Raw genomic sequence first — 11,444 nt, 5'->3', positions numbered from 1 at the left:
GCTAAACAGATTATGAGGCAAAAAAATGAAAAAGTTTTGGCTACGTATATCAATTTTCTGTATCGCATTTTTATCCCCTTGTCTAAGTGCTAACTACTTTAAAGATAACTTTTCTTGGGGTTACGACACCAGTATTTGGACTGCACGACAAGGCAATAATGGCACGCCATTTGGGTGTACTTTTCAACCTAATATGCAAAGCCCCAGTGAACATGGTTTAACGCTGTCATTATCGCAGGGCACATGCTCAGAGTTACAAAGTAATCAGTTTTATAGCTATGGCAAAATACAAGGTCGTTTAAAATCAGGAAATGTTGCGGGTACAGTTTCATCGATATTTACTTACACATCATGGTGGGATAGCCCAGGTCGAGCATGGCAAGAAATTGATATTGAACTGCTGCCTTCTCTTGGCAATGTTGTACACACAAATATTATTTATCAGCCGCAAGGTGGGGTATATCAGAGCTGGGAGCAAGACATCGACCTAAGTCAATATGGGCTCGATTATCGTGAAAACTTGCTGATGATAGGTTTCGATTGGTCCAGTCGTGTTATTCGTTGGTATCTTTATGATGCCAATGGCCAAGAGCAAACTATTCGTATCGTTTATAAAGATAATGGTGATGGTGTGCTCGCAAATAATGAGATACCAGCCTACGCTTGGCCAGTGGATAACACCAAGATTATGATCAATCACTGGCATGGCGATAACTCACAAGAAGCCAATTACTTTCCTGGTCAATACTATGGCACTTCATCATGGGTATATTATGACTTTATTGAATACATACCTAATTAATCATTTAATTTTCAACGTGTTGTTTTATAGGTTTTAAATGTCTAGATTTAAATTTTCACCGCTTGTATTAAGCCCATTAGCCTTGATTGGACTTGTTTATACTCAGTGTCCGCTTGCTGTCGAGGGAGGTCACGTAAAATGGCCTGATGTAAACACTAAACTTAAGCAAGACCCTGCTGTTGAGAAGCAGGTTGACGAGCTCATTCAGACGATGACAATTGAGCAAAAAGTAGCGCAAATGGTTCAACCTGAAATCGGTTATTTAAGTGTCGAGCAAATGCGCAAGTATGGCTTTGGATCGTACTTAAATGGAGGTAACACCGCGCCTTATGGTAATAAACGTGCCTCGATGAAGCAGTGGCTTCAATATGCAGATGAGATGTATCAGGCATCAGTAGATGCTTCATTAGATGGGGCTGCAATCCCGACGATTTGGGGCACAGATGCAATGCATGGACATAGTAATGTTTATGGAGCTACGTTATTTCCTCATAACATTGGTTTAGGTGCAACCAGAGATAAAGATCTAATTAAACGTATCGGTCAAGCTACAGCAAAAGAAGTTTCTGCAACTGGAATAGAATGGAGTTTTGCTCCCACTGTCGCAGTGGTCAGAGATGATCGTTGGGGCAGAACGTATGAGAGTTATTCTGAGAACCCAGATTTAGTTAAAGAGTATGCCGGTGAAATGGTTGTTGGTATTCAAGGTAGCATCAACAATAATTTCTTAAAAGCGACAAATCGTATTGCAACAGCAAAGCACTTTGTTGGTGATGGTGGAACCGAGCGAGGTATAGACCGTGGCAATACTATTATTGATGAAAAAGGGTTAAGAGACATTCATAGTCCAGGCTATTTTTCAGCGATAAATGAAGGGGTTCAGTCAGTTATGGCGTCCTTTAACAGCTGGAATGGCCAACGTGTGCATGGTGATAAATATTTACTAACTGATGTACTTAAGAAGCAAATGGGCTTTGATGGGTTTGTAGTTAGCGACTGGAATGCCCATAAATTTGTTGAAGGCTGTGATTTAGAGCAATGTGCTGCTGCTATTAATGCCGGTGTCGATGTTATCATGGTCCCTGAGCACTTTGAGGCCTTTTATCATAACACGGTTGCGCAAGTGAAAGATGGCACTATCTCTGAAGAAAGAATTAATGATGCTGTTCGACGCTTTTTGAGAGCGAAAATTAGATGGGGAGCTTTCTCAAGAGGTAAACCATCAAGCCGTTCTGAATCACAGCATCCTGAATGGTTAGGCGCTTCTGAGCACCGTGAGCTCGCTAGAGAAGCTGTTCGTAAGTCATTAGTGTTATTAAAAAATAATGACCAAATACTCCCTATTAAAGCAACAAGCAAGATATTAGTTGCTGGCGATGGTGCCGATAGTATTGCAAAGCAAGCGGGTGGGTGGAGTGTTTCATGGCAAGGCACAGACAACACTAATGACGATTTCCCAAATGCAACGTCAATTTATGCCGGTTTAAAGGAGCAAGTTGAAAGTGCTGGTGGTCAAATTGAACTAAACGAAGCGGGAAACTACTCCGTTAAGCCAGATGTAGCGATTGTTGTTATAGGCGAAGAACCTTACGCAGAATGGTTCGGTGATATCGAGTTTCTTGAATATCAATATAAAACAAAAGCTGATCTTGCATTACTGAAAAAATTAAAGGCTGATGGTATTGCAGTTGTCACCGTATTTTTAAGCGGTAGACCGCTTTGGGTAAATAAAGAGCTCAATGCGTCTGATGCATTTGTGGCTGCATGGTTACCGGGTTCAGAAGGTGAGGGGGTAGCAGATGTGTTATTGACAGATGCGAAGGGTAACACTCAGTTTGATTTCTCTGGTAAATTAAGCTTTTCATGGCCAAAGTATGATACGCAATACACATTAAACCTAGGTGACAAAACTTATGATCCATTATTTGCTTATGATTATGGATTAACTTATCAAGACACGGTTAATGTGCCTTTATTAAGTGAAGATACAACACCTAAAAAGGTGGCAAATGATGACGCTAAGCCTTTATTTGTAAGAGGACTTTCAGAGAACTTAGTGTGGGAACTGAAAGATTCAAAAACAGCAGCCATTGAAACAACGGGCTCTTCGGCAACCAGTGGTGATGGTACCAGCTTGTTAATGCAGTCTGTTAATTTGTCTTATCAGGAAGATGCAAGGCAGTTCATTTGGCGAGCTGGGGCAAAAAAAGCAACCTTGAGCTTAAGCTATCAGCAGCCTGAAGTACTGAGTGATGCGAGTAAATCTGGTTTTCTTGAACTTAAAATGAGAATTAACACTGCGCCAAGTAATCAGGCTCAATTGCAAGTAATGTGTAATGAAGGAAATTGCTTGCGCAACATTACGTTTGAATCAATAGAAGCCTTGATGAATGATAAGAAATGGCATACGTTAGCCATACCGTTAAATTGTACATCTGCGTTAAATAATACGACAAAGGTGGCAGAGGTGTTAAATGTTTCAGCAAAGGCTGCCAGCTTAGCTGTTGCTGATATAGCACTGTCTAGTAAACCAAATGCAGATGCTTATTTACTCACATGCTCTGACTAAATCTTAGTAAGGCTGATGGGCAAGTAATGCCTATCAGCTTTACCTTATGGATTGAATAATTTGAATACTAGTAACCCTCGCGGCCATTTATTTTGGCTGTTTCAGATTTGTGGTTGGGTTGTTTACGCAATGCTAACCGAATTGATGATTAAAGTCCCAAGTGATGAGCCTTGGACTATCCATATCCCGCATTTGATTATTGATACAATTTGTGGGTTTATAATTACCCTCTCCCTTAGAAAAGTATTTACTTGCATCAACTTTATAGAGCTAAAGTTGAAGATTGCACTTCATATTTTCATTGTCATAACTGCGACGTTAATTTGGACACAAATAAAGTGGATTACGCTGCAGTGGTTTTATGGAAACTTTTGGCAACCAATGACGTGGTTTGACTTTGGTACATGGACGTCGGCGTCATTAACAGTGCTTTCAACTTGGACCGCGTTTTATTATGGGATTAAAATTTATTTAGATAATTTAGAGCAAACGCAAAAAGCAGCAGAAGCCACACACTTAGCTAAAGAATCACAATTAAAAATGCTGCGCTATCAGCTGAATCCCCACTTTATGTTCAATAGTATCAATGCGATTTGTACATTGATTTTGAAGAAAGAAAGTTTAGAAGCTGTAAAAATGCTCGAGAAACTGTGTGATCTATTGCGACATAGCTTATATACAGATCCGCTGGAAAAAGTAACAATTAAAGAAGAAATTGGCATTCTTAGCAATTATTTAGATATAGAAAAGTGCCGTTTCACAAATAAGCTTGTTGTTGATATTTCTGTTGCAGATGGCTGCAACGAGTTACTGATCCCATCTATGTTGATACAACCCCTTGTAGAAAATGCATTAAAACATGGCATGCGTTCAAACCAGCTAATGTGCATTACTATAGCCATAGAAAAAACTAAGAGTTATTTAAATATAAAAGTGTCTGATACTGGCAAGGGATTTGGTGATGAAAGCACAAATAAAAGAGGGATAGGATTAGCAAATTGTGAGCAACGTTTGAAGCTAATGTACGGAAAGTCACACCGTATAGAAAAGGGCAACTTAAGTGAAGGTGGTGCTTGGGTATGTATAACATTACCTATGAGTGGTCATAATAAATGATAAAACTAAACACGATACTGGTTGATGATGAATACAGCGCCGTCGAAGGTTTACGTATTCGACTTGAACAATTTCCTGAAATTAATATTGTTGGTAGTGCATGCAGTGTTGACGATGCTATTGAGCTTATAAATAACAACGAAATTGATTTAATCTTCTTAGATATCGAAATGCCCACCAAGTCTGGCTTTGAATTGATAAAGTATTTTCAACCCGAAGCATGTCCAGCAGTCATTTTTGTCACTGCTTTTCATCAACATGCAGTACAAGCTTTTGAAGTTAGAGCTATCGATTATTTATTAAAACCAGTCAAACTAGACAGGCTTGCAGAAGCTATAGAAAGAGTTGTAAGTAACGTAAAGTTATTCCAAAAAAGTGAGTTGATAGCGCTACAACAAGAAGTGAGTAACAAGGCCGAGTATAATAAGCACTCAGCCAATCAGTCAGACTATAATTTTGATAGTGATCACTTGGTTATCCGGGATGCTAAAAACCCGATTCAAATAATTTCATTCACCGATATTCTTTGGATTGATGCAGCTGGTGATTATATGTGTGTGCATACTGCAACCGAAACCCATGTTATGAGAGCTAGATTAAAAGAACTTGAGAATAATATGCTGCCTGAGGCCTTTTTGCGGATCCATAAGTCTACCATTGTCAATTTAACTTATGTAAGACAGCTTGAGCCATTGCGCAACTCAGAGTACATGGCAACCTTAACTACTGGTAAAACCTTAAAAGTAAGTCGAACCTACAGTAAGCAATTAAAAAAGCTGATTTAAATAAATCGGTGCTGTTTACAATACCTCGTTATAAACAGCACCTTACTATGCAGTAGTATTTACGGCTGTTTTGACCAAACTGATTTTAGAATGTTAAACCCAATCGCACCGAGAACGATACCTGTTACTTTATCAATATAAAATGCGGCTCTAATGAATTTTTGCCTGATAGTCGTTTTTGACAACATATAAATAATAGCTACATCCCAGAAAAAGACGACTAATGTCATCCATACACCTAAAAGTACTTTAAAGCTAATACTGACTTCGGGGGTTAGTGCAACAGTAAACAAGCTTAAATAAAATAATAAATTTTTAGGGTTTAAAATACCTGAGAGAAACCCAGTTACAAACTCTTTGCAAAAGCATGATAATGAAAATTCACTTGCAGTCTTAGTGCTTGTAGAAAAGTTAGCGTAGGCATTTTTAGGTGCTTTTAATGCATGATAGGCAATATACATTAAAAATAAGCCTCCAATTGCTTTAAGCGTAATCATTAAAGTAATGGATGAAGATAATATGGCGCCAACACCAATAAGACATAATGCAATATAGACTGCATTAGCAGTTGCAATACCTAACGCAACGCCAATGGCGTTTTTTTGGTTACCTTTCAGCGCACTTTTAACAACGAGTACAAAATCAGGTCCTGGACTCAGTAATGCCAGAAAGTGTGCAGCTGCCACTGAAATAAAAATACTTATTAAGCTAATATCCATAAATTCCTCAAAGTGTAAATATGAAAAATGAAGAGCGGGCTAAATTACGCGTTCTTCCTTGCTTTAATCGAAAACACTAAAGGAACTTGATGTCCTTTGTGAAGTAATTGGTACCCTTTATCATGAACATACTCTAAGCCTTCAAAGCAGTCATAAGGGCTATATGGGTATTCGTCGAATGACTCTATCGTCAAACCAGCCTGAATGAGTGAGTTTATAATGTCACTAATTGAGTGGCTCCAGGTTACTGTTTTTGACTTTGTACCATCACAATTTTCGGTGTATGTTCCTTCTTCTTCAATGGTAGGTTCAGAGTCATGAAAATAAGAGTAGCCATTTAATAACTCATTAAAAGAGTGAAATTCAACCAAACATAAAGTGCCGCCAGATTGTAAAGAGTTAGCAATTACCTTAGCCCATCGATTTAAATCTGGTAACCAATTTAGAACACCATAAGAAGTGTAAACAATATCAAAAAGTTGCTGGTTGATAGCGTCAAAATCGTAAACATTACTTTCGATAAAAGTGGCTTCTAAATTTAAGTTTTGTTTGAGCTCATTGGCATACTCAATTGCAGTAGGCGACAAATCAACACCCGTTACACACGCGCCAAGCCTTGCCCAAGAGAGCGTGTCTTGACCAAAATGACACTGTAAGTGCAATAGCGATTTATCTTTCACATCTGGGAGTAGGGCAAGCTCGATGGGGTTGAGGGAGTTTCTCCCATTTTTAAACATTGGTATATTGTAAAAACTAGACTGGGTATGAAGATCAGTTCTTTTATTCCATGTATCTCTATTTACTTTAATATAATCCATATGCGTCCTATCCAGCTAACTTCTAATTAGGCACTGCTCAATCATTGCAGCAATGCCTAATAGAAATAATAATATATTATATTTTACACAACAAACATAAGCCTTTAGTCACATTGAGAACCCAGTTCTCTCACAGTAGTTTGCCAGTCCGATCTTTGCCTGTCGCTTGATAAGATAATTGAACCAAATAAGTTAACTTTCGGCTTTTCAAAACCACAATATTCGAGAGTATAGCGGCATAACTGTTCTACTACGGGCTTTGCTAGTTCCTGAGCGAGCTCTTGGGGTGTATCCATGGTTAAGATCACTCTCGCAGTTTTGTCAGTTAGCAGTGGCGTCGGCAATAAGCTGTTTTGTTCGAATTTAAAGGTCACACCGGGTAAAAATACGCGGTCGAAAAGGCCTTTTAGTTTAGCTGGTACACTTCCCCACCAAATTGGCGCAATAAGTACTAGATGATCGGCCCATTTAAGTGCATCAGTAAATGTGTCTAGGCATGGCTCGAAAGGTTGCACTTGGTCATAGCCGAACATCAGGTTAGGGTTAAAGTCCATTTCAGAGAGTTTAAATATGCGGATATTCGCCGCTTTTTTAGCTGTAAACTCATACGCACTCGTTAATGAATCAGCAAAGCTATGGGCTTTAGGGTTTCCGTTTAAAATGAGTATATTTTTCACAATTACTACCTCTATGTATTAGGAAATAATTGCAAGTCTAAAGCCTCCCCTTAACGGGAGAGTCAATCATTTTTTGAAAAACAAATAAATACGGTACATTAAATATATAGAATGTTATATGTAACGAAGCTGGTTTTTTCTTTTAACTCTTAGTAAGCCAGCGGAAGGATTTATGCAAAAAATCCACAGCGTTTTTCTCAATTAGCTCGCCATGGGCCATAACCAAAATTTCAGGCTGCCAGGCTAGCATCTGTTCAAAATGTTTTCTGGTCTTGGCTTTGTTAAACATAAAACTTAGACGCCAATCGATAGGTGTTTTTCCATCAGGGGCGATGATCCCAACGCCCTTGGCTATCCATTTTTGCAAAGGGTTAAAATTATCACCCGAAAAGTTTTCTACCAAATCAGTAACAATGAGTGTTTTAGAGCTTTTATGGAAAAACACACACTCTTCCATAAGAGGGGAGCCTGTAACTAAGACTTGGTTAATTTCATTTTGCCACTGCCACGCTAAATCGTCATTTAGGGACGCATCAAATGAGATATCGCTACGCTTTTTGATGACTTCATCAGTGCCATAGATTTGCGCATCTGGATATTTTGTTATCCATTGGGGTAAAAACAGGTGATGTAAATGATTTGGTGCAATAAGGTATTTGACCGAGCCTAACTGGTCTATTTGGGTTTTTAACGCATCACTTAGATAGATAGGACTATGAACCCACAGATCGCCATTTGCGAGTTTAATGACTGTCATTCGAGTTGTAAAAGGTAAAAAGAAGAACCTTACTGCTTCACCATCAAAAATCCAAATGTCGTTTGCTAACTTTTCCATATTATTCCTTAATTAGAATTTAAGTTATCAAAAAAAAGATTAGTTTATTGAAAATGTTAATTTAGATTGTACTGCTTGTTCTAGGTCTACATGAGATACTATAAACCCTCCACTAAAGGGGAGAGTCAACTAATTATTTAGCGTTAATAATCCCAACACATGAATCGATTTTGGCTATTTTCTGTTCTGTTTGCTCAATTTGAGCTTGCAAACGGGCTTTTAAGTGTACTAAAAACTCGCTTATCTCAGCCCAGTTTGCTTCCCCGTTTTCATATTTTATAAACCCTTTTAGCTCAGCTAGTGTAACCCCCAACAGTTTTGCTTCTGCGATTAACCTCAATACTTCAATGTGCTCATTGGTGTAAACACGGTATTTTCCTTGGCGTTTTGGGGGGACAATAAGCTCTTTTTCTTCGTAAAACCGAATAGCTTTAACAGATAAATTCGTTTTTCTTGCTACTTCACCGATAAACACCTGTTACTCCATCTATACATCGATATTATTCGTTATATTTAAATAAGCGGTTAGTTTCGCCTTTTTCAAGCTCTCAAGTTAAATGTGTTGTTGAGTCGCGTATCAGTAATTCAGGTGTGAAAATATGCTCTATATTCGAGAGACTTTGTTTATATACTTGTTTTAACACCAAGTTGGCGGCCATGATCCCCATTTTCTCTACCGGGTTATCAATGGTAGTCAAAGTTGGGTACAAGTAATTTGTAAAATGAACATTATCGAATCCGACGATAGCTAAGTCTTTTGGTAGATCAAGCTGATGCTCTCGAGCATATTTCATTACACCAGATGCCATTTCATCATTTGCACAAACAACAGCAGTAAATTTTATGTTGTTGTTAAAGAAATGCTTTAAGCCGTTATACCCACCGGTTTCTTTAAAGTCACCGACAAATAGAGTTTGCTCATTAAAAGTAATACCGTATTCTTTAAGTGCTTTTTTGTGACCTTCTAGTCGATCAAATGCATCGGGTTTAAATAACGGGCCCGCAATGTATGTTATATCTTTATGGCCTTGAGCAAGTAAGTGCTTAGTTGCTAAATATCCGCCCATCACGTTGTCCAGACTAATGCAGTTTTCTTTCATTTTATCTACATAGCGGCTGATTAAATAAATAGGGGTTTTACCTTTGTTTAATTTTACTAGATACTCATCACTAACAGCTTCAACATGAGCAATGATTGCATCGCAATTACGTGAAATTAAAAATTCTAAGCCATTCTTTTCTTTGTCTTCTTCACTGTGTCCCGGCGTAATAATGACATGTTTTCCGGCAGCTCTTAATTGAGCTTCGATAGCAGACATCATCTCACCAAAAAACGCGCCATCTAATTCAGACACTAAAATACCCACACTATTAGTGCAATTTGAAGCGAGAGAGCGAGCTATTGAATTTGGTTTGTAACCAAGCTGCTCCATCGCATCGAGGACTTTTTGTTTGGTTTTTTTGCTGACGTAGTCATTTTCATTTAACACCCGAGATACGGTTGATAAAGAAACGCCAGCGAGCTCTGATACCTGATAAATAGTTGCCATAATTACTGTTTTATATAAATCTTAACTGTTTAATTTACAGACTTGCACGCCTAATTGCCAAGTCTTCTGTTATTTTTTCTGTCATTTCAGATGTTAATGGATAAAAGGCCATCAGTGCCGCGGCTATTAGAGCAAACGCTGCTGGTAGCCAACTCATTAGTAGAATCATGCCATCGAGTGAGTGTGCAATGGTCGTTTCGTCCATTCCGTCATAGCCATAACTTGCAAGTACAACAAGCACTAAGGCTCCGGCAAATCCACCCCCCGTTTTTTGCACGAAAGTTCCTGCTGAATATATGAGGCCAGTGGCACGGCGTTTATTTTTCCACTCAGAATAGTCTGCACTATCCCCAAGCATTGTAAAAAACAGGGTAGGCATCATGGCTGCGAAGAATTCGGATAGACAACCCATAACAAAGATCAGGCTGAGGTTATCATTTGGCAGCCAAAAGAAACAAATGGTAAAGAAGGCACTTAGTAATAATGAAGCGATAAACAAGGTACGTTTACCCAGAATCTCAGCTAACTTACCTGTACTTAACGCGCCGAAAATTGAGACGATTAATAAAGCAATAAAATATTGGCCAGTTAAAAGCTCATTACCCACGTAATATTTAAAATAATAGGCGATAACACCATATTTTATACCATTAAACATCATTGTTAAAAAACCCATGCCTAACAATATTAGCCAAGGCTTATTTGTAAGCAAATCAACCATATCTCGTTGACTACCACTTAATTTACTATGATCGCTTGCAAGTAAGCGACGAATTACGACAGTCATAAAAATCATTGTTGCCGCAAAAAACAAACCGGAGTAGAGCTCGCGATAATAGAAAAATAATGTGATCGCCAATAAAGGAAGAATGATAAAAGGTAAGCTTTTACTTAAATCAGTTAGCTCAGTTTTTAGTGAAACTTGCGTTTTCGTTGCAGGTTGAACGCGCTCCTTTGTACTTACAAACGTGATTAACATGAGTACAGTGAGTAAGGCTGCAAATACATACATAGTGTATTGGTAACCTTGTGCGCTATTTCCTTCCCCAAAGTATGCAACTAAATCAGGTAAAAAGCCCATAACTAATAAGCCACCTGCAAATGCTCCGGCAAAGCGAAAGCCAGACAGTTTAGTTCGCTCTAGATCATCACCAGTCATAACCCCCATTAAAGCAGAGTAGGGTACGTTACTTACCGTATAAGCTAGAGTGAGCCCTATATAAGTGAAATAAGCATAAAATAGCTTAGCTGCTGGGCTTATGTCAGGTGTTGTGAAGCACAACACCATAAACAAGGCTAGAAAAGGAGTTGACCACAATATCCAAGGACGAAATTTACCGAAACGTGTTTGCGTTCTATCTGCAATCATCCCCATTATTATATCTGTCACGCCATCTGATAAGCGCACAACTAAAAAAAGTAACGCAGCAGCGGCGGCAGAAATACCAAATGTGTCTGTATAAAAAACGGCTAAATAAGCCAAAGCACCACGCCAAACTAAATTAGCGCCGGCATCGCCCATCGCGTAGCCTATTTTTTCGTAGATGGGAAGAGTGTGTTTTATCATTGTTGT

11 protein-coding genes are annotated in these 11,444 nt (G+C 38.6%); 4 read left to right on the top strand and 7 right to left on the bottom strand.

Annotation, left to right across the window (positions count from 1 at the left end; translation table 11 throughout):
- Nucleotides 1–25 precede the first annotated feature (25 nt).
- From J3455_RS02980 to J3455_RS02965, 4 genes are read left to right on the top strand one after another with little or no spacing between them, the layout of a single operon-like run.
- Nucleotides 26–802 carry a family 16 glycosylhydrolase gene (locus J3455_RS02980; RefSeq protein ID WP_130052858.1) on the top strand — a complete coding sequence of 259 codons (777 nt, stop codon included), beginning with the start codon at nucleotides 26–28 and terminating at the stop codon, nucleotides 800–802.
- Between the two features lie 37 nt (nucleotides 803–839).
- A complete protein-coding gene (locus J3455_RS02975) occupies nucleotides 840–3,371 on the top strand; it encodes a glycoside hydrolase family 3 protein (RefSeq protein WP_348707938.1) in 2,532 nt (843 codons plus the stop codon).
- Between the two features lie 60 nt (nucleotides 3,372–3,431).
- The gene (locus J3455_RS02970) at nucleotides 3,432–4,487 is read left to right on the top strand and encodes a sensor histidine kinase (protein WP_240701340.1); all 1,056 of its coding nucleotides are present in this window, start codon (nucleotides 3,432–3,434) and stop codon (nucleotides 4,485–4,487) included.
- Complete coding sequence (locus tag J3455_RS02965) at nucleotides 4,484–5,272, top strand: LytR/AlgR family response regulator transcription factor (protein WP_349561022.1); 789 nt, start codon at nucleotides 4,484–4,486, stop codon at nucleotides 5,270–5,272. Before J3455_RS02970 ends, J3455_RS02965 begins: the two co-directional genes overlap by 4 nt.
- Nucleotides 5,273–5,331: 59 nt before the next feature.
- Here J3455_RS02965 and J3455_RS02960 read toward each other — a convergent pair whose 3' ends face one another.
- From J3455_RS02960 to J3455_RS02930, 7 genes are all read right to left on the bottom strand, one after another.
- Nucleotides 5,332–5,991, bottom strand: a complete 660-nt coding sequence (locus J3455_RS02960) for a LysE family translocator (protein WP_297331153.1) — start codon at nucleotides 5,989–5,991, stop codon at nucleotides 5,332–5,334.
- Nucleotides 5,992–6,035: 44 nt separating this feature from the next.
- Nucleotides 6,036–6,809, bottom strand: a complete 774-nt coding sequence (locus tag J3455_RS02955) for a class I SAM-dependent methyltransferase (RefSeq protein WP_349561021.1) — start codon at nucleotides 6,807–6,809, stop codon at nucleotides 6,036–6,038.
- A 104-nt stretch (nucleotides 6,810–6,913) separates the two neighbouring features.
- Nucleotides 6,914–7,486 (bottom strand): NAD(P)H-dependent oxidoreductase, encoded by a 573-nt coding sequence (locus tag J3455_RS02950; protein WP_349561020.1) that lies wholly within the window; start codon nucleotides 7,484–7,486, stop codon nucleotides 6,914–6,916.
- Nucleotides 7,487–7,628: 142 nt separating this feature from the next.
- Nucleotides 7,629–8,321, bottom strand: coding sequence for a DUF4336 domain-containing protein (locus J3455_RS02945; RefSeq protein WP_167657430.1), 693 nt, complete (start codon nucleotides 8,319–8,321; stop codon nucleotides 7,629–7,631).
- 133 nt (nucleotides 8,322–8,454) lie between these two features.
- Nucleotides 8,455–8,796 carry a MerR family transcriptional regulator gene (locus J3455_RS02940; RefSeq protein WP_130052851.1) on the bottom strand — a complete coding sequence of 114 codons (342 nt, stop codon included), beginning with the start codon at nucleotides 8,794–8,796 and terminating at the stop codon, nucleotides 8,455–8,457.
- 73 nt (nucleotides 8,797–8,869) lie between these two features.
- Entirely contained in the window at nucleotides 8,870–9,871 is a 1,002-nt protein-coding gene (locus tag J3455_RS02935; protein ID WP_130052850.1) for a LacI family DNA-binding transcriptional regulator, read from the bottom strand.
- Between the two features lie 34 nt (nucleotides 9,872–9,905).
- A complete protein-coding gene (locus tag J3455_RS02930; protein WP_349561019.1) occupies nucleotides 9,906–11,438 on the bottom strand; it encodes an MFS transporter in 1,533 nt (510 codons plus the stop codon).
- Between the last annotated feature and the right edge of the window lie 6 nt (nucleotides 11,439–11,444).

Source organism: Pseudoalteromonas sp. NFXS39, from assembly GCF_040148775.1.
In the GTDB taxonomy this organism is placed as follows: Bacteria; Pseudomonadota; Gammaproteobacteria; order Enterobacterales; family Alteromonadaceae; genus Pseudoalteromonas; species Pseudoalteromonas apostichopi.
This window is presented reverse-complemented; position numbering and strand designations above follow the sequence as displayed.

Excerpts from the sequence above, each read along its gene's own strand:
- J3455_RS02980 (WP_130052858.1), top strand. The coding sequence starts at position 26 with ATGAAAAAGTTTTGGCTACGTATATCAATTTTCTGTATCGCATTTTTA.
- J3455_RS02975 (WP_348707938.1), top strand. The coding sequence starts at position 840 with ATGTCTAGATTTAAATTTTCACCGCTTGTATTAAGCCCATTAGCCTTG.
- J3455_RS02965 (WP_349561022.1), top strand. The coding sequence starts at position 4,484 with ATGATAAAACTAAACACGATACTGGTTGATGATGAATACAGCGCCGTC.
- J3455_RS02960 (WP_297331153.1), bottom strand. The coding sequence starts at position 5,991 with ATGGATATTAGCTTAATAAGTATTTTTATTTCAGTGGCAGCTGCACAC.
- J3455_RS02955 (WP_349561021.1), bottom strand. The coding sequence starts at position 6,809 with ATGGATTATATTAAAGTAAATAGAGATACATGGAATAAAAGAACTGAT.
- J3455_RS02945 (WP_167657430.1), bottom strand. The coding sequence starts at position 8,321 with ATGGAAAAGTTAGCAAACGACATTTGGATTTTTGATGGTGAAGCAGTA.
- J3455_RS02935 (WP_130052850.1), bottom strand. The coding sequence starts at position 9,871 with ATGGCAACTATTTATCAGGTATCAGAGCTCGCTGGCGTTTCTTTATCA.
- J3455_RS02930 (WP_349561019.1), bottom strand. The coding sequence starts at position 11,438 with ATGATAAAACACACTCTTCCCATCTACGAAAAAATAGGCTACGCGATG.